Annotated in this window: 20 protein-coding genes and 1 pseudogene; 9 read left to right on the top strand and 12 right to left on the bottom strand. The window is 45.4% G+C overall.

All coding sequences use genetic code 11. The features are described from left to right. Positions 1-230: 230 nt before the first annotated feature. The 12 genes and pseudogenes from rny to NQ542_RS00910 form a co-directional block, all read right to left on the bottom strand. On the bottom strand, positions 231-1,766 hold the full coding sequence (gene rny, locus NQ542_RS00965; RefSeq protein WP_005641254.1) for a ribonuclease Y: 1,536 nt from the start codon (positions 1,764-1,766) through the stop codon (positions 231-233). A gap of 108 nt (positions 1,767-1,874) precedes the next feature. After that, entirely contained in the window at positions 1,875-2,165 is a 291-nt protein-coding gene (locus NQ542_RS00960; protein WP_005641256.1) for a cell division protein ZapA, read from the bottom strand. A gap of 5 nt (positions 2,166-2,170) precedes the next feature. Beyond that, positions 2,171-2,464 carry a hypothetical protein gene (locus NQ542_RS00955; protein WP_005641257.1) on the bottom strand — a complete coding sequence of 98 codons (294 nt, stop codon included), beginning with the start codon at positions 2,462-2,464 and terminating at the stop codon, positions 2,171-2,173. Between the two features lie 152 nt (positions 2,465-2,616). Next, positions 2,617-2,817, bottom strand: a complete 201-nt coding sequence (locus tag NQ542_RS00950; RefSeq protein ID WP_005641259.1) for a winged helix-turn-helix domain-containing protein — start codon at positions 2,815-2,817, stop codon at positions 2,617-2,619. 140 nt (positions 2,818-2,957) lie between these two features. After that, positions 2,958-3,650 carry a B3/B4 domain-containing protein gene (locus tag NQ542_RS00945; protein WP_005641261.1) on the bottom strand — a complete coding sequence of 231 codons (693 nt, stop codon included), beginning with the start codon at positions 3,648-3,650 and terminating at the stop codon, positions 2,958-2,960. A 38-nt stretch (positions 3,651-3,688) separates the two neighbouring features. After that, complete coding sequence (locus NQ542_RS00940) at positions 3,689-3,883, bottom strand: antitoxin (RefSeq protein WP_005641263.1); 195 nt, start codon at positions 3,881-3,883, stop codon at positions 3,689-3,691. A 339-nt stretch (positions 3,884-4,222) separates the two neighbouring features. Further along, positions 4,223-5,089, bottom strand: coding sequence for a peptidoglycan editing factor PgeF (gene pgeF / locus NQ542_RS00935; protein ID WP_005641265.1), 867 nt, complete (start codon positions 5,087-5,089; stop codon positions 4,223-4,225). Continuing rightward, on the bottom strand, positions 5,037-6,200 hold the full coding sequence (gene obgE, locus NQ542_RS00930) for a GTPase ObgE (protein WP_005641267.1): 1,164 nt from the start codon (positions 6,198-6,200) through the stop codon (positions 5,037-5,039). Before obgE ends, pgeF begins: the two co-directional genes overlap by 53 nt. A 102-nt stretch (positions 6,201-6,302) precedes the next feature. After that, the gene (locus tag NQ542_RS00925; protein ID WP_005641269.1) at positions 6,303-6,872 is read right to left on the bottom strand and encodes an adenylate kinase; all 570 of its coding nucleotides are present in this window, start codon (positions 6,870-6,872) and stop codon (positions 6,303-6,305) included. A gap of 132 nt (positions 6,873-7,004) precedes the next feature. Next, positions 7,005-7,544 (bottom strand): hypoxanthine phosphoribosyltransferase, encoded by a 540-nt coding sequence (hpt, locus tag NQ542_RS00920; protein ID WP_005641272.1) that lies wholly within the window; start codon positions 7,542-7,544, stop codon positions 7,005-7,007. A 63-nt stretch (positions 7,545-7,607) separates the two neighbouring features. Next, positions 7,608-7,781, bottom strand: a pseudogene (locus tag NQ542_RS00915) (ABC transporter ATP-binding protein); the annotation flags it as partial. A gap of 23 nt (positions 7,782-7,804) precedes the next feature. Then, positions 7,805-7,948, bottom strand: coding sequence for a hypothetical protein (locus NQ542_RS00910; RefSeq protein WP_005641276.1), 144 nt, complete (start codon positions 7,946-7,948; stop codon positions 7,805-7,807). Positions 7,949-8,185: 237 nt separating this feature from the next. Between NQ542_RS00910 and NQ542_RS00905 the strand changes: the two genes are divergently transcribed. The 9 genes from NQ542_RS00905 to galE all read left to right on the top strand — a co-directional run bounded on the left by NQ542_RS00905 (position 8,186) and on the right by galE (position 16,598). Beyond that, positions 8,186-9,766, top strand: coding sequence for a DUF3078 domain-containing protein (locus NQ542_RS00905; protein ID WP_005641280.1), 1,581 nt, complete (start codon positions 8,186-8,188; stop codon positions 9,764-9,766). A 100-nt stretch (positions 9,767-9,866) separates the two neighbouring features. Next, positions 9,867-10,283: a SoxR reducing system RseC family protein gene (locus tag NQ542_RS00900; protein WP_005641284.1), complete on the top strand. Its 417-nt coding sequence runs from the start codon at positions 9,867-9,869 to the stop codon at positions 10,281-10,283. Positions 10,284-10,293: 10 nt separating this feature from the next. Further along, the gene (locus NQ542_RS00895; RefSeq protein ID WP_005641288.1) at positions 10,294-11,304 is read left to right on the top strand and encodes a Fe-S cluster domain-containing protein; all 1,011 of its coding nucleotides are present in this window, start codon (positions 10,294-10,296) and stop codon (positions 11,302-11,304) included. An 11-nt stretch (positions 11,305-11,315) separates the two neighbouring features. Beyond that, entirely contained in the window at positions 11,316-12,647 is a 1,332-nt protein-coding gene (gene rsxC / locus NQ542_RS00890; RefSeq protein ID WP_005641291.1) for an electron transport complex subunit RsxC, read from the top strand. 12 nt (positions 12,648-12,659) lie between these two features. Then, positions 12,660-13,619, top strand: coding sequence for an RnfABCDGE type electron transport complex subunit D (locus NQ542_RS00885; RefSeq protein WP_005641293.1), 960 nt, complete (start codon positions 12,660-12,662; stop codon positions 13,617-13,619). 2 nt (positions 13,620-13,621) lie between these two features. Beyond that, complete coding sequence (locus NQ542_RS00880) at positions 13,622-14,266, top strand: RnfABCDGE type electron transport complex subunit G (protein ID WP_005641295.1); 645 nt, start codon at positions 13,622-13,624, stop codon at positions 14,264-14,266. Further along, on the top strand, positions 14,259-14,843 hold the full coding sequence (locus tag NQ542_RS00875; protein ID WP_005641296.1) for an RnfABCDGE type electron transport complex subunit E: 585 nt from the start codon (positions 14,259-14,261) through the stop codon (positions 14,841-14,843). The genes NQ542_RS00880 and NQ542_RS00875 overlap by 8 nt, the downstream gene beginning before the upstream one ends. 13 nt (positions 14,844-14,856) lie before the next feature. Beyond that, positions 14,857-15,429 carry an electron transport complex subunit RsxA gene (gene rsxA / locus NQ542_RS00870; RefSeq protein WP_005641298.1) on the top strand — a complete coding sequence of 191 codons (573 nt, stop codon included), beginning with the start codon at positions 14,857-14,859 and terminating at the stop codon, positions 15,427-15,429. A 128-nt stretch (positions 15,430-15,557) separates the two neighbouring features. Beyond that, positions 15,558-16,598 (top strand): UDP-glucose 4-epimerase GalE, encoded by a 1,041-nt coding sequence (gene galE, locus NQ542_RS00865; protein WP_005641300.1) that lies wholly within the window; start codon positions 15,558-15,560, stop codon positions 16,596-16,598. Positions 16,599-17,232 lie beyond the last annotated feature (634 nt).

Below are 17,232 nucleotides of genomic sequence, written 5' to 3'. Positions count from 1 at the left end.
GTATAGCGACTGCCACTCTATAGTGTACCTTCCATACCCGACTAACCCGCAGATGAAGACAACCGTAACAGGTGAAGGCACTTTTACTATTTGCATTCACCCATCAACAATCTTATAACCCAACCAGTGCATACAAAGGTGAAGCCTCCCCCTGATTATTGGCGGAAAAATAAAAAAAGCCGGACTTTATTCAGCCCGGCCTTCCATAAACTTATTCAATGATGATCGATCTACTTAGCATAGCTTACCGCACGAGTCTCACGGATCACCGTGATCTTCACCTGACCCGGATAGGTCATTTCGTCCTGGATCCTCTTTGCAATTTCGGTTGACAGGTTTTCGGTATCCTTATCATCGATCTTGTCAGCCCCGACAATTACGCGGAGCTCACGACCAGCCTGGATAGCGTATGTCTTCACTACACCCGGATAAGAAAGAGCCAACTGTTCCAGATCATTCAGACGCTTGATGTAAGCCTCGACGATCTCACGGCGAGCTCCCGGACGCGCACCCGAAATAGCATCACAAACCTGTACGATCGGAGCAAGCAGCGTTTGCATTTCCACTTCGTCATGGTGAGCGCCTACGGCATTGCAGATATCAGGTTTCTCTTTATATTTCTCGCAAAGCTTCATGCCTAAGATTGCGTGCGGCAATTCCGGTTCGTCATCAGGCACTTTTCCTATATCGTGCAACAGTCCGGCACGTTTTGCCTTTTTCGGGTTCAACCCCAGTTCAGATGCCATCACAGCACATAAGTTCGCCGTTTCGCGTGCGTGCTGCAACAGGTTCTGGCCATAAGAAGAACGATATTTCATCTTACCGATCATACGGATCAGTTCAGGATGCAAACCATGTACACCGAGATCGATAACGGTACGCTTACCGGTTTCCACCACTTCGTCTTCAACTTGCTTTCTCACTTTCGTTACCACTTCCTCGATACGTGCCGGGTGGATACGTCCGTCCTGTACCAACTGGTGCAAAGCCAGACGGGCTATTTCACGACGGACCGGATCAAAACCGGACAACACGATTGCTTCAGGCGTATCGTCAACCACGATCTCAATACCGGTTGCTGCTTCCAACGCCCGAATGTTACGCCCTTCACGACCGATGATACGGCCTTTGATCTCGTCTGATTCGATATGGAAGACTGTAATCGAATTCTCGATTGCCGTTTCGGTTGCTACACGCTGGATGGACTGGATAACGATTTTCTTCGCTTCCTTGTTGGCTGTCATCTTTGCCTCTTCCATGATTTCATTGATGTAGGAAGTAGCTTCTGACTTGGCTTCGTCTTTCAAGGATTCGATCAGACGCTCCTTCGCCTCTTCGGCAGAAAGCCCGGACAGAGTTTCCAGATGTTCGATTTCACGCTGGTGAAGTTTCTCCAAATCCTGCTTCTTCTTATCTACCAGTTCCAGTTGGGCCGCCAGATTCTCCTTCACGGCATCCACTTCGCTATTCTTGCGTTGCAGGTCTTCCTGACGTTGGTTCAAATTCAACTCACGTTGTTTCAACTTAGCCTCTACAGACTGTATCTTTGAATTACGGGCGGACACCTGTTTCTCCAGGTCCGCTTTCAAATGAAGGAACTTCTCTTTTACTTCGAGCAGCTTCTTCTGCTTCATTACTTCCGACTCCTTTTCAGCCTCGCGTATCACAGCGTCATACCTTGACTTCATAAGGACTCTCATCACAAACCACACGAGCAAGCCTCCGACAACGAAGGTCACAAGTGCTATGATTATAGTCATACCCATTTTACTTATAGTTTAAATTCAGTTATATTATTATACAAAAAAAGCACTGCCTTACATGGATACACCCATGCAAAGTAGTGCGGAAACGCATCTTCTTTATTCTTACAACTATTTATCCTTCAGGAAACTTTCCAGTTCATCGGTCAGCTCCTGTATCTTTTCAGTAAAGGGACTTGTGTCATTCTTATCCTCCAACTTCAAGTTTTCCACCGATAGCTGAAAGGTTACCATGGCTAACAAATCTTTTACATCCACGTCGGAATATTTCTTCCGGTACTGGTCCATTTTCTTCCTGATTTGCCGGACTGCCTCACGGGCTACCTGCTCCTCGCTCCGGTTGATCCTGATACCATAACTTTTACCGGCTATCTCTACATGTATAAGAAATTTATCGTCCATCGCCTCTATTCGTTTAATAGTGCAATGCACTTGTCTACTTCCCGCACTAACTTCGATAACCTCATCCTGGCACTTTTCATTTCTCCCTCGTTGACAGAAACAACCCGTGCAGTCAGCATGTTATCGCATTTGGCATTCAACTCTTCGATCGTCTTCATTGCCTGCTGAAGTTCTCCTTCTTTCTGTGCTAAAGAACTTTCAAGCTCGTTGATTTTCTCCTTTTGCCTATCGCAAAACTCCATCAAATCACGAACCCTAACATCAAATACAGCCAACAATCTTTTATGATCTTCGGTCATTTCACACCAAATTCTACACAAAAGTAAAGGATAGAATTGAATAAAACAACGAATCGGTTTGTTTTTTTGACAGAAAACGTTCGGACACACAAAAGGCCGTTCAAACTAAAATCCGAACAGCCCTCCTTCCAATAGATTCAGCTACGCTATATTTATACTAACGCAACGTACAATTCACCCTCGATGTTTTCGAAAGCCAATTTGCCTTCTTTCGCTAACCAACCAAAAGCAGCATACATATCTTTTTCCGCTTTAATCTTAGTAGCCTTCTTTACTGCCTTAACACTCATCTTACCGCCTTCATTCAATGCGTTCCAAACAAGGCCGGCGTTTGTTCCAATCAATTCGATCATGTTTCTTTTTGTTTTGTTAATCGTTAACGGGAGCAAATTTATAGATTAATCGATTAAAACAAAAGGATATAGATGTTTTTTAGCATAAAGACAGGTGCTTTTTATGTTTTGAAAGCATAATTAACACTATTATAACAGAATTATAGCGCTATTTTCGTCCGATCTTTGGCTGTGACAAGTTCCGCCTCCATGTTTATAGCTGAAACATATTTGCTTAATAAGCCCACGGCATACTTTCCTGCCGCCTCCAACCCCTCCAATCCTGAATAACCATTTATAATCATTAACAAGTGAGTCGTATCCAGTCCTATTTTTGTCCGTTCCTCATCACTCGTCGGAGTTCCTACCCCACCGACTGCATCCCGGTAAACGGGCAGACCTGCAATATTCAATTCTCCACGCCCGATTCCATGATAAATTTCACCTTCCCTGCCGACTCCCAACACCAGACTGCCACCGGCAATTTTATCCGCATCGAAGCCTCCGATGGAATATCCGCTACGGATAGAAACCAAATTGATGAGATCGACCAGCGTATCGACCTTATAAAGGGGTAATTCACGGAGAATGCGCCTCCGCAAGGCTTCAGAAGAAGGACGATAACGATTCGGATCTTTTCCCAAACGCTTATAAGCCTGGCGAGTAGCCTGTATAGGGAGCCATTTGTTGATTTGTTCCAGCTTGACTGTTTCCCGGACAGCCTTTTCTTCGTCCGCTATCTCCTGCCAAAGCCTTTCGTCCGGTTCAGAATTGCAAACATCACAAGACAGAACCAAAACATGCAAATCCGGACAGGCCGTGGCTATTTCTTCTGAAATTGAAATATTTGTCATAGAATTTCACTTATAAAAACCACAAAAAATAAACCTATTTAGTCAGAAAGGATTAATTTTTCAATTGTAATAATGTATATTTCAGTTTGAGGATATAACTCATTCACTAATTCTTCGTCGCAGTACGCAAAATCATCATAGTCTCCACTATGCTTCTTTTCAAACAACGTTCCAAATATCTTACCTATTTTAATCGGCAACTTTCCTGTAGATACAAAATGTAAGCCAAGCATACTTTTTACGCCGTTATGAGTCTGCGTTAGGATATCATATTTAAGTAACTTCTTGCACGACCTTCCTGATTTGTTCTACTACATCTGTTCGTCTCATAACTTTTTTATTTAATAAGCAAAAGGACCATATATATTATACACCGCTCAATTTACTACAAAGATAAACACAATTCTTTACAAAAAACTATTTTTCTATTTGCATATCCTCCTGAAACATCTATTTTTCCATAAAAAATGTGTTATCACCTCTACTCTATATAAAAACCAATAAAAGACATTATGATGACATATGATGATCAACTAAAATCTGATGAAAAGCATCCATTTTGGAGTAATCCTTTATTGTATAAACAGGGAGGAACCACGCAAGAAAATACCGGACAGGATACGCCCGCTTTTGATTCCCAGACGACGGGCGGAGAAAAACTCGTCGGGATGGGCGTAGGTACAGATTCCGGCTAGTTCGATATTTCCGGCCGAAAGGCCTTCTGTCAATAATTGCAGACGGTTGGCCTCCCACAAATCGATATGGGCTTTTCCGGTATCGGCATCGCGCTTCAAGATACACGACATTTCAAAACCGGCCTCCCGAAAGGCGTCGACGACCTCTTCGCCAACTTCGAAGGCTTCGGGACCGATGGAAGGAGCAATGCCGGCTTTCATGAGACGAGGATCGGCTCCATATTCATCCATGAGGATGCGAACAGTTTTCCCGGCAATCCGCAATACAGTTCCCCGCCAACCGGCATGAACGGCAGCTACAGCCTTCACATCGGGAGCATACAGCAAGACAGGGACACAATCGGCTGTCGAGACAGCGATGCAAACTTCCGGCACATCCGTCACCAAGGCATCTACACCATGCATATAAAGCTGCTGTTCTTCCAATGGAAGGGAAAGAAAAGAAGGTTCGATCGAACGGACCTCCGCCCCATGAACCTGAAAAGGCGCGAAGATACGTTCGGATGGTATCCTGATTGCATCCGAAAGAAGTTTCCGGTTCGCTCGGACAGCTTCCGGATTGTCCCCACTGTATTCGCCAGGGTTAAAGGATGCATACGCACCTTTGCTCACTCCTCCCTGACGGGTTGTCACAAAATGAGAGATGTTGCAATCCTCGCTTAATACGGGAAATTGCAACATCTTCACTTTATCATTTGGAAGTATCTTCATCTTCTTCGTCGTCCCAATCTTCATATTCTTCATACTCTTCATCGTCGTCGGGATCATCTTCATCAAGAGGAATGATAAAATCGTCATCATCTAGCGAAAGTGCGCCTACATCGATGTTCTTATGTACAATACGCTCTACCTCGTGGAACGTTTCCTTGTTCAGTTCCTTCCACAGCAAGTCTTTCAGCTCGGTGATCCCCATTCCGGTAACGGAGGAGATAAAGACATAGGGAACGCCTTCCGGCAGATCTTCGGACAATGCCTCAATCAACTCTTCATCCAGCATATCGCTCTTGGTGATAGCCAGGACACGGCTTTTATCCTGCAAATCCGGATTATACTTGACCAGTTCGCCTAAAAGGATTTCGTATTCCTTCTTGATATCATCCGCATCGGCAGGAACCATAAACAAAAGCAACGAATTACGTTCGATATGACGCAGGAACCTTAACCCCAAACCTTTACCTTCACTGGCTCCCTCGATAATGCCAGGGATATCGGCCATGACGAATGAACGGTTGTCGCGATAGCTTACTATACCCAAGTTCGGTTCGAGCGTAGTAAACGGATAATTGGCAATCTTCGGTTTGGCAGCTGAAACGACAGACAGCAATGTCGACTTTCCGGCATTCGGGAAACCGACCAGACCGACATCAGCCAACAGCTTCAATTGCAGGATCACCATACGCTCCTGTGCCGGTTCGCCGGGTTGCGCATAGCGGGGAGCCTGGTTGGTCGACGTCTTGAAGTGGCAGTTACCCAATCCTCCGCGTCCGCCTTTCAACAACATTACCTTCTGACCGTCTTCGGTCACGTCACAGATAAACTCGCCCGTTTCGGCATCATAAACGACTGTTCCGCAAGGAACCTCTATCACACGATCCTCACCGTCTTTCCCGAAACTACGTTTGGCTCCGCCACCTTCACCATTCGTCGCCATAATATGACGTTCATACTTCAGATGGAGAAGCGTCCAATAATTCCGGTTTCCACGAAGATACACATGGCCTCCTCGTCCTCCATCGCCTCCGTCGGGACCTCCTTTCGGAATGTATTTCTCGCGGCGAAAGTGAGAAGACCCTCTCCCGCCCTTACCAGAACGGCAATAGATCTTTACATAATCCACAAAGTTTGATTCAGCCACTTTTAATTTTTAATTTATGATTTATGTTTTATGATTTATGATTCATAGCGACAAAAGATATAAATCACAAATCATCAATCATAAACCTCATTCATAAATCCATTACAAATTATTTACAGCATCCTTGATACGACCGAAAATCTCTTCGATTGTACCCATACCTTTGATGGCGACATGTTTGCCTTCACCGATATAATAATCTGCCAAAGGAGCTGTCTGTTTGTGATAAACGTCCAATCTTGACTTGATTGTTTCCAGATTGTCATCCGAACGGCCTGAAACCTTACCACGTTCCAACAGGCGGTTGATCAGTTCTTCTTCTTCTACCTGAAGGTTCAGCATAACGGAAACATCGGTTCCACGTTTGTTCAACATTTCTTTCAGTGCCTTAGCCTGCGGGATAGTACGGGGGAAACCATCGAAGATGACGCCTTTGGAGTTCACCTTGCTGTCCAAAACCTTAGCCAGCATGTCAACGATCAGTTCATCCGGAACCAGTTGTCCTTTTTCAATGTAATCTTTAGCAATCTTACCCAGCTCTGTCTCGTTCTTCATTTCAGAACGCAAAACATCACCTGTAGAGATATGATCCAAACCATATTCTTTAATAATCAATTCGCTCTGTGTTCCCTTTCCTGAACCGGGAGCACCAAAAATAACAATGTTCAACATAAAAAGTAAACTTTTTAAATTGACAATTGATAATTGACAATTGACAATTACCTGCCAACTATCCAACCATCCATCGCCTCTTATTATACATTAATCTGATAAATTCTCCACTCCTTTATATATTGATAATTATCAATTGTCAATTATCTTATATATATTTCGGTAAGCCCGCCCCATTTCATCATAATCCAGGCCGTAACCGACAATAAAATCACTCGGAATCCGAATGCCGATATAATCGGGTTTCAAATTGCATCTCAATGAATCCGGCTTAAACAACATGGTCGCCAGTTTGACATCGGCAGCACCATCCTTACGGAGTTTATCCATAACATATTGCATCGTAAATCCGGTATCTATAATATCCTCTATCATGATCAAAGTCCGCCCTTTCACATCGGCCTGCACCGGCATGATTTCACGCACGACACCGGTCGTACTGGTCCCTTTATAAGAAGAATAACGAGCAAAGGTGATCTCATACGGTTCGTTCAACTGACGCATCAACTCGGCAGTAAACATAAAAGCTCCATTCAGGATTCCCACAAACAACGGATTCGTGCCTTTTACATCCTCCCGGATACGTTCTGCGACTTTTGCAATTGCATCCTTTATCTCCTCTTCCGGGATAAAGAGTTCAAATTCTTTGTCTTTTAATCGGATTCTATCCATATTCCGTTTGATTTTCGAGGGAACAAAGGTACAACTTTTTCGGGTAAGCACAAAAGTGGATTTTCATTTTCTGCTTTCTGTCAAAATATTGCCATCTATCATACGGATCAGCCTACCCGCCATCCGAGCATTTTCCTCAGAGTGGGTAACCATCACGACGGTCATTCCTTCACGATTCAGTTCCATCAACAGGTTCATCACTTCATTGCCGTTGACGGAATCCAGGTTTCCGGTCGGGATCGCCGGCGATAACCGGAAAGCTAGAATGTCAACTCATCCACAATCCAGAGATAAATCAGGAAAGCTGCCGTCATCCCCAACACAAACCCTAGCATATTAACAGACGAAAACAAAAAGCTCCGCTTAATTAGCCGGAGTGCGACTTTTACATAGTGTTTAAACATATATCATATCTTTTTTATGAACCACTAAAGATAAGGCAAAGATCATGTCAAATCAGGAATTCACTTATTTACAACCACATACACACCAGGCTTTTAAACGTATTGTCCGTTTCCGTACATCTTACGTACAAAAACGCACGAATATGTTCCCGACAACGCCGAAAATAAATTAGTCTATCTCAGAACTTTTCATTAATTTCGCACCAATATTTTAAATGAATGTAAAAAGATACGACGATGATAAAGATGTCTGTTTTAGCGTTATTTATTGTATTGTTATTCAGTAGTAATCAGGTAGGAGCACAGGATGTCAACATAATTAGCGGGAATCAGTCGAATCAACCGGTTCAGACCGCTGTTCCCGATACATTTCCTTTATTAGACTTGGATGAAACGGAACTGGATAAAATCCCCGACCTCAGGGCACAGTTCGAAAAACTCAATAGCAGCTACTCATCACCCGCCGCACCGAGTGAGAACTTGCTTCGCTTTTTAAAAAAAGACGAGATAGAATTATCGCCGGAAGCACAATATTGGGTAAATTGGGTACGCGACCCGTCTACCATCATCAGCCCGTGGGCAACCTTACGGGATACTACAATCGTCAATCCGCTGTTCACCCCGATCCTGTTCAAGGGAGGACTTATCCCGGAAGACCTGCAATTGTATGACAAGGACTTTATTGCAAAACAACGTCCCAACTTCCCATTGTTCGAACCGGATACGACTTTGTTCCAAGACGAAATACTAAAGAACAAGTTGCAGAATACCGCATATAATTATGTACGTGTAAACTATCCGGAATATTTCCGTTATTCGGAACGTGACCTGCCGACAGATGTCGTTAAAACGCATGTTATCAAGAAAGCGACATACGAACCCGAACTAATCAAAATAGAAAACGACCCGAACGCTTTCAGCGACGTGGACGCTCCGGTCAAGTTTATCCCGGAACGCCGTTATTGGACTTCCAACTTCGAAAGCACCATGCAGTTTTCGCAAAATTACATTTCACCGAACTGGAGTGCAGGTGGCGATCCGAACTTCAATATGAATACCCGGCAATATTTCAAATATGATTACAATAAAGACAAAGTACAGGTAACAAACGAACTTGAATTCAAACTGAACATGAATACTTTGCCGGACAAAACAGACTCTATACATTCGTATAAGATAAACGACCAGATACTTCGTCTCCATACGCTGTTCGGTTACAAAGCATTTAACAAGTGGTACTACACAGTCGACATCAGTTTCAACACACAAGTAGTAACCAACTACGCCCAAAACAGCGAAACCAAATTATCGGCATTTCTCGCGCCTATGACCTTCAATACCGGTATCGGTATGAAATACGAACTAACCAAAACCCTTACAAAGGTGAGACACCGAAACATAAAATTGAATGTCAACATGGCTCCATTCTCTTATAACTATATGTACAGTACCCAAAAGGGGACAGATATGGATTTGAAACGACATGGTTTTAAAGAGAAAGACAATGCCGCCGAACTTCCTGACGATGTTAACAAATACAGGAACTCCCAAAGCCAAATTGGTTCGAAACTCGAAGCAAACATGACATTCAATATCAACCGAAATGTCAGTTGGACATCTCGTTTCTATTATTTCACGGATTATCATCGTATTACCGGAGAGTTTGAGAACACGTTCAACTTGCAGATCAGCCGGTTCTTTTCAACCCGGATCAATCTTCACCTTCGCTATGACGATGGTGTTGCCAAAAACGAAGATTTCGACAGCTATCTTCAGATCAACGAGCTGTTAAGCTTCGGGTTTAATTACAAATGGTAAGACAAAGTCTATTATTTCCATAATAAACTTTGTTAATCGTGACATAATTTCCAAATAATACGTACTTTTGCCTCGGTTTTGCAATGTCGAGATTACAAATATGAGCGAAAGTATCAATCACAATGGGATTATAGAGAAGATCGACGGCGGTACGGTCTATGTCAGGATCATCCAACAATCGGCTTGCTCCGGATGCCATGCGAAAAGTATGTGTACGGCATCCGAGAGCAAAGAAAAGATCATCGAGGTTCCGGACAACTCTGGAAAATTCCATATAAATGAAGAAGTCCAGTTATGCGGACAAAGTTCACTGGGGCTGCAGGCCGTACTTCTTGCATTTGTATTTCCGCTCATCATAGTTTTTGCGGCTATTGTAACAGGTACAAGTATGCAATGGGAAGAAACCACAAGCGGGTTAACCGGATTACTGCTCTTAGTTCCTTATTATTGCATATTATACTTTTTACGCGACAAACTGAAAAAGCGATTCATATTTACTTTGAAAAAACTTAATTGACAAACATATCATGATTTTAATTGCCGTTATTTCATTAGGAGCGATTGGAGCCATCGGCGCAGTTTTTCTATACGCCGCCTCCAAGAAGTTTGAAGTATACGAAGATCCTCGTATCGCACAAGTCCAGGAGGTATTGCCTGGAGCCAATTGCGGAGGTTGTGGATATCCCGGATGCGGTGGTTTTGCTACGGCTTGTGTAAAAGCCGACACGTTGGACGGCCTGTTATGCCCCGTAGGCGGAGCACCTGTAATGGGCAAAGTAGCCACCATCCTCGGAAAAGAAGCAGCCAGTGCAGAACCGATGGTAGCCGTTGTCCGCTGCAACGGAACGTGTGCCGCCCGTCCGCGTACCAACCAATACGACGGTGTGCAGAGTTGTGCGATTGCTTCCACCTTGTACGGCGGAGAGACCGGCTGTTCATTCGGTTGCTTAGGTTATGGCGACTGTGTGGCTGCATGTAACTTCGACGCCATCCACATCAACCTTGAGACCGGGCTTCCGGAAGTGGACGAAGACAAATGTACTTCATGCGGAGCTTGCGTAAAAGCTTGCCCGAAAAACATCATCGAACTGCGTAAGAAGGGCCCCAAATCACGCCGCGTCTTCGTCAGCTGCGTAAACAAAGACAAAGGCGGAGTAGCCAAGAAAGCATGCGCCAACGCTTGTATCGGCTGTGGCAAATGTGCAAAGGAATGCCCGTTCGAAGCAATTACAGTAGAAAACAACGTGGCCTACATCGATTACACAAAATGTCGCTTATGCCGCAAGTGCGTAGCCGTATGTCCGACCGGCGCCATCCACGAATTGAACTTCCCGCCACGTAAAGAGGCAGCTCCGGCTGTGGACGCCGACAAAATAAAACCGGCAACAGCTCCGAAACCGGCTGCACCGAAGGCTGATGCGCCAAAGACTGAAGTCCCGAAGAAAGAGTCTCCGAAGGCAGAAGCTCCAACAGCAAACGCTACGCCAAATGCAGAAACTCCTAAAATTGAAACAAAAGAAGAAACAATTCAAAAATAAAATCTAATAGTATGCTAAGGACATTTCGAATCGGAGGTATACATCCGCCCGAAAATAAATTGTCTGCCGGTAAGAAAATTACCGCTTTAGCTGCTCCTAAGCAGGTAATCATACCGCTCAGTCAGCACATCGGGGCTCCGGCCCAGGCAGTGGTCAAGAAGGGTGATCTGGTTAAAGTCGGAACACTTGTCGCCAAGGCAGGTGGTTTCGTTTCCGCCAATATCCACTCGTCAGTATCCGGTAAAGTAAACAAAATAGATAACGCCCTCGACTCAAGCGGCTACAAGCGTCCCGCCATCTACATCGATGTGGAAGGAGACGAATGGGAAGAAACGATCGACCGCAGCGATGCATTGGTAAAAGATTGTACGTTGTCATCCAAAGAGATCGTCGACAAGATTGCAGCAGCCGGTATCGTAGGTCTGGGGGGAGCCACCTTCCCGACACAGGTGAAACTGATGCCGCCTCCCGGAAGCAAGGCAGAAATCATCATCATCAATGCCGTAGAATGTGAACCTTATTTGACCTCCGACCATTCCCTGATGATGGAAAAAGGCGAACAGATATTGGTGGGCGTCACATTGCTGATGAAAGCCGTAAATGTAAACAAAGCCGTTATCGGCATCGAAAACAATAAACCCGATGCAATCGCCCACCTGACGAAGCTGGCAGCCGCTTATCCCGGAATCGAGATCATGCCGCTGAAAGTGCAATATCCGCAAGGAGGTGAAAAGCAGCTGATCGACGCCGTGATCCGTCGCCAGGTAAAGAGCGGCGCCCTGCCTATCTCGGCCGGAGCCGTCGTGCAGAACGTAGGAACCGCCTACGCCGTCTACGAAGCCGTCCAGAAGAACAAACCTCTGTTTGAGCGCGTCGTGACCGTAACAGGAAAAGCCGTTGCCAATCCGTCGAACTTCCTGGTCCGTATGGGTACGCCTATCAACACGCTGATCGAAGCAGCCGGTGGTATTCCCGAAAACACGGGTAAGATTATCGGTGGCGGTCCGATGATGGGCAAAGCGTTGGTAAGCGCCGAAGTTCCGGTAACCAAAGGCAGTTCCGGCGTATTGCTCCTGACCAAGGAAGAATCTGTCCGCAAACCGATGCAGGACTGTATCCGTTGCGCCAAGTGCGTGAACGTCTGCCCGATGGGATTGAACCCAGCCTTCCTCATGAAGTTCACCGTCTACAAAGACTGGGAAAAAGCCGAGGCCAACTATATTCAGGACTGTATAGAATGCGGTTCCTGTAGCTATACTTGTCCAGCCAACCGCCCGCTGTTGGATCAGATCCGGTTGGGCAAAGGCAAAGTTATGGGTATTATTCGTGCAAGAAAGTCATAAAACAAGAGCAATATGGAAAACAAATTATACGTGTCTCCCTCGCCCCACATTCATGGCGGCGACAGCATAAGCAAAAATATGTACGGTGTACTGATTGCCCTTGTTCCGGCTTTCCTGGTATCACTCTACTTTTTCGGACTGGGTGCGCTGATCGTAACCGTAGCCTCGGTTTTCTTCTGTGTCCTGTTCGAATATCTGATTCAGAAGTTCCTGATGAAAAAGGAACCGACCATTTACGACGGTTCGGCCATCCTGACTGGTGTTTTGCTGGCATTCAACCTGCCGTCAAACCTGCCGATCTGGATCATCGCCATCGGTGCGCTGGCAGCCATCGGTATCGGTAAGATGTCGTTCGGTGGCCTGGGCAACAATATTTTCAACCCGGCACTGACAGGACGTATCTTCCTGCTGATCTCTTTCCCGGCACAGATGACCACCTGGCCCGTTGTCGGACAGTTGACATCTTATGCCGATGCAACAACAGGGGCAACCGTCCTCTCTCTGATGAACGAGGGTGCACTCGACAAAATGCCTACACTCAGCGACATGCTGATCGGTAACATGGGCGGTAGCCTTGGTGAAGTCAGCGCACTGGCACTGCTGTTAGGTATGTTCTATATGTTATGGAAGAAGATCATCACCTGGCACGTTCCGGTATCCATCTTCGTCACGGTATTTGTCTTTACAGGTATCATGCACCTGGTGAATCCGGTTCAATACGCAAGCCCGTTCGTCCATCTGTTGTCCGGAGGTCTGATGTTGGGAGCTATCTTCATGGCGACCGACTATGTGACTTCGCCGATGAGCAAGAGCGGTATGATTGTCTACGGTGTCGGCATTGGTATCCTGACAACGGTTATCCGTCTGTTCGGTTCTTATCCCGAAGGTATGTCATTTGCCATCTTCATCATGAATGGAGTTACTCCGCTCATCAACAGTTATATGAAACCTAAACATTTCGGAGGGAAATAAGCATGGCAAAACTAAAATCAACATTACCCAATATGTTCCTTTCACTCACGATCATCTGTGTAGTGGCCGGAGCAATATTAGCAGGTGTGAATATGTACACCACCGGTCCGATTGCCGCCACCAAAGCAGCAGCGCTGGAAGCAGCGATCAAAGCGGTCACTCCGGCATTCGACAACAAACCGACAGAAGAAGCCTATATGGCAGTTACAGCCGATGGCGACTCGCTGAAAATCTACCCGGCAAAACAAGACGGCAAATTCGTCGGTGCCGCAGTGGAGAGCAACACAATGAAAGGGTTCGGCGGTGAGATCCGCGTGATTGTCGGTTTTGACACCGAAGGCAAACTGCTGAACTATTCAGTCTTGCAACATGCCGAAACACCCGGATTAGGGGCTAAAATGCAAGAATGGTTCCGTACGGACAAAAATCGCCAGAGCGTTTTGGGACGCAATTTGTCTGATGGCGAACTGAAAGTAACCAAAGACGGTGGAGATGTCGATGCCATAACAGCTTCGACCATTACCAGCCGTGCATTCCTGAACGCTGTGAACCGCGCCTACAGTGCTTTTTCCGGTGCCGACGGATTGACCGGAGCAACCACATCATCCGATAACACAACTAAAGAGGGAGGAAACGACAATGAGTAATCTGAAAATATTGATGAACGGAATCATCACAGAGAACCCGACATTCGTATTGCTGTTAGGTATGTGTCCGACATTGGGAACGACCTCTTCAGCGATGAATGGTATGAGTATGGGACTTGCAACCATGTTCGTGTTGATCTGTTCCAACATGGTCATATCAGCATTGAAAAATGTAATCCCGGATATGGTCCGTATTCCCGGGTACATTGTCGTAATCGCCACCTTCGTAACGGTTGTGCAAATGTGCATGGAAGCATTTATTCCTGCCTTATACGCAAGTTTGGGATTGTTCATCCCGTTGATCGTCGTCAACTGTATCGTGTTGGGACGCGCCGAAGCTTTTGCCGCCAAGAACGGAGTCGTGGCCTCGGCTTTCGACGGAATCGGTATCGGTCTCGGCTTTACGATTGCCTTGACACTGTTAGGAGCTATCCGCGAATTGTTGGGGACGGGTAAACTGTTCAACCTGACAATCATGCCGGAACAGTTCGGCTCGCTGATTTTCGTGTTGGCTCCGGGTGCATTCATCGCACTGGGATTCCTGATAGCTATTGTTAATAAACTGCGTAAAGCATAAAACAAGGTAAGATATGGAATATATATTGATATTTATCGCCGCTGTATTCGTCAACAACGTTGTGTTGTCCCAATTCTTGGGTATATGTCCGTTCCTCGGCGTATCCAAGAAAGTGGATACAGCAATAGGCATGGGAGCAGCCGTTGCATTTGTGCTTACCATTGCGACACTCGTGACTTTCCTCGTACAAAAATATGTGCTGGATGTATTCGGCCTGGGCTTTATGCAGACCATCAGCTTCATCCTGATTATCGCAGCTCTGGTCCAAATGGTGGAAATCATCCTGAAGAAAGTTTCTCCTGCCCTCTATCAGGCATTGGGAGTGTTTCTTCCGCTGATCACGACAAACTGTTGTGTGTTGGGTGTCGCCATCCAGGTCATCCAGAAACAGTATAATTTATTAGAATCTGTAGTATATGCATTCTCTATTGCTATTGGATTTGCATTAGCTTTGATTATCTTTGCAGGTGTCAGAGAACAATTAGCAATGACAAATGTCCCCGATGGCATGAAAGGAACCCCGATCGCCCTAATCACAGCTGGTCTACTGGCTATGGCGTTTATGGGATTCTCGGGGATCGTTTAAAGATTTATGATTTATGATTTATAATAACAGGTAATACTGCTTGATAATAACAGGTAATACCGCTTGCCGCTATAAATCATAAATCATAAATCCTTTCATAAATCATAAATCATAAATTTTCTCTCCTCATGAAACAGAAGATTTTAGTAGCAGGTGGAACTGGTTACATCGGATCACACACCACAGTAGAACTGCAGAACGCAGGTTATGAAGTTGTCATCATCGATGACCTGTCTAACTCCAATATAGAAGTATTGGACGGTATCGAACGCATCACAGGCATCCGTCCTGAATTCATCAAGCTGGACTTGAAAGATAAGGAAGGAACCCGCGAAGCACTGAAAGCTCATCCGGGAATCAAAGGGATTATCCTGTTTGCCGCCAGCAAAGCAGTAGGCGAATCCGTACAGCAGCCGTTGAAATACTACCGCAACAACGTAGTGACACTGGTGAACCTGTTGGAACTGATGCCGGAATTCAATATCGAAGGCATTGTATTCTCTTCTTCCTGTACCGTTTACGGGCAGCCTGACCCTGAGAATCTGCCTGTAACCGAGAACGCTCCGATCAAACCGGCTACTTCTCCATACGGAAATACAAAACAGATCAACGAAGAGATCATCCGCGACACGATCCATGCCGGCGCTCCTTTCAAGAGCATCATCCTGCGTTACTTCAACCCGATCGGAGCACATCCGACAGCAGAGATCGGCGAATTGCCTAACGGCGTTCCTCAGAACCTGATCCCGTATCTGACACAGACTGCTATGGGTATCCGCAAAGAGCTGAGTGTATTCGGTGACGACTATGACACGCCTGACGGTTCCTGCATCCGCGACTACATCAATGTTGTCGACTTGGCTAAGGCTCACGTGATTGCCATGGACCGCATGTTGGGTGGCAAGTCTCTGGATAATGTGGAAATCTTCAACCTCGGAACCGGCAACGGCGTTTCCGTATTGGAACTGATCAACACATTCGAAGCTGCAACAGGCGTTAAAGTCCCGCACAAAATCGTAGGACGCCGCGAAGGTGACATCGAAAAGGTTTGGGCCAATCCCGAACGTGCCAATAAAGTTTTAGGCTGGAAAGCGACAGAAACACTGGCCGACACATTGGCTTCGGCCTGGAAATGGCAGGAAAGACTGCGCGAATGCGGTATCATGTAATCGGAATATTTCTCGTTACCATACAAAAAAGGGGGGCCAAAGTTCATTATTAAACCCATCGGCTCCCCTTTTTCATTAAGAAGCCTTGGAAAGGTGTATACAGTATAAAGACAAGCTTATCATCAGACAGCACACTGTATATCAATATATTGAAAATAACCATCCCTACAAAAGGACAATTTGACCGCAATATTTCCCCTACACTTTTTCAAACAAGCCTCATTTTCTTACACGACAACCGCAATACTCCTTGTAAATAGCGAACGGTAAATAACGAGCTACCTGACGAAGAAAAAACCAAATCCGGACAAAAACACATTCTCCTCCACACACCTCCACCCCATTTGAACAGCCTGACTCTTAGCATGCACTGCCTCCATACGGAAAAGAAAGGCAAAGGTTTAGAAAAATCATCTAAACTATTATTTATCAAACACATACAATATTTTCATAAATCTATTGCTTCCAAAAAGTGTAGGGGAAATATTGCGGTCAAATTGTCCTTTTCTATATTTGGGGGCCTAAAAAACGTTCCAAGCCCTCCAAAAAGCTATAGGTTTTCCGTTTACAAGCCATAGCTTTCCAAGAAAAAAGCTATAACCTTTTTGGAAACAGGCTATAGCTTTTTTATCAT

It is taken from the genome of Parabacteroides merdae ATCC 43184 (assembly GCF_025151215.1).
GTDB lineage: Bacteria > Bacteroidota > Bacteroidia > Bacteroidales > Tannerellaceae > Parabacteroides > Parabacteroides merdae.
Note: the sequence above shows the minus strand (reverse complement) of the source record. Positions and strands in the feature narration are given on the sequence as shown.

What these genes read in the sequence shown, in the direction of transcription:
- rny (WP_005641254.1), bottom strand. Translation starts at nt 1,766, where the DNA reads ATGGGTATGACTATAATCATAGCACTTGTGACCTTCGTTGTCGGAGGC.
- NQ542_RS00960 (WP_005641256.1), bottom strand. Translation starts at nt 2,165, where the DNA reads ATGGACGATAAATTTCTTATACATGTAGAGATAGCCGGTAAAAGTTAT.
- NQ542_RS00955 (WP_005641257.1), bottom strand. Translation starts at nt 2,464, where the DNA reads ATGACCGAAGATCATAAAAGATTGTTGGCTGTATTTGATGTTAGGGTT.
- NQ542_RS00950 (WP_005641259.1), bottom strand. Translation starts at nt 2,817, where the DNA reads ATGATCGAATTGATTGGAACAAACGCCGGCCTTGTTTGGAACGCATTG.
- NQ542_RS00945 (WP_005641261.1), bottom strand. Translation starts at nt 3,650, where the DNA reads ATGACAAATATTTCAATTTCAGAAGAAATAGCCACGGCCTGTCCGGAT.
- NQ542_RS00940 (WP_005641263.1), bottom strand. Translation starts at nt 3,883, where the DNA reads ATGCTTGGCTTACATTTTGTATCTACAGGAAAGTTGCCGATTAAAATA.
- pgeF (WP_005641265.1), bottom strand. Translation starts at nt 5,089, where the DNA reads ATGAAGAATATGAAGATTGGGACGACGAAGAAGATGAAGATACTTCCA.
- NQ542_RS00925 (WP_005641269.1), bottom strand. Translation starts at nt 6,872, where the DNA reads ATGTTGAACATTGTTATTTTTGGTGCTCCCGGTTCAGGAAAGGGAACA.
- hpt (WP_005641272.1), bottom strand. Translation starts at nt 7,544, where the DNA reads ATGGATAGAATCCGATTAAAAGACAAAGAATTTGAACTCTTTATCCCG.
- NQ542_RS00910 (WP_005641276.1), bottom strand. Translation starts at nt 7,948, where the DNA reads ATGTTTAAACACTATGTAAAAGTCGCACTCCGGCTAATTAAGCGGAGC.
- NQ542_RS00905 (WP_005641280.1), top strand. Translation starts at nt 8,186, where the DNA reads ATGATAAAGATGTCTGTTTTAGCGTTATTTATTGTATTGTTATTCAGT.
- NQ542_RS00900 (WP_005641284.1), top strand. Translation starts at nt 9,867, where the DNA reads ATGAGCGAAAGTATCAATCACAATGGGATTATAGAGAAGATCGACGGC.
- NQ542_RS00895 (WP_005641288.1), top strand. Translation starts at nt 10,294, where the DNA reads ATGATTTTAATTGCCGTTATTTCATTAGGAGCGATTGGAGCCATCGGC.
- rsxC (WP_005641291.1), top strand. Translation starts at nt 11,316, where the DNA reads ATGCTAAGGACATTTCGAATCGGAGGTATACATCCGCCCGAAAATAAA.
- NQ542_RS00885 (WP_005641293.1), top strand. Translation starts at nt 12,660, where the DNA reads ATGGAAAACAAATTATACGTGTCTCCCTCGCCCCACATTCATGGCGGC.
- NQ542_RS00880 (WP_005641295.1), top strand. Translation starts at nt 13,622, where the DNA reads ATGGCAAAACTAAAATCAACATTACCCAATATGTTCCTTTCACTCACG.
- NQ542_RS00875 (WP_005641296.1), top strand. Translation starts at nt 14,259, where the DNA reads ATGAGTAATCTGAAAATATTGATGAACGGAATCATCACAGAGAACCCG.
- rsxA (WP_005641298.1), top strand. Translation starts at nt 14,857, where the DNA reads ATGGAATATATATTGATATTTATCGCCGCTGTATTCGTCAACAACGTT.
- galE (WP_005641300.1), top strand. Translation starts at nt 15,558, where the DNA reads ATGAAACAGAAGATTTTAGTAGCAGGTGGAACTGGTTACATCGGATCA.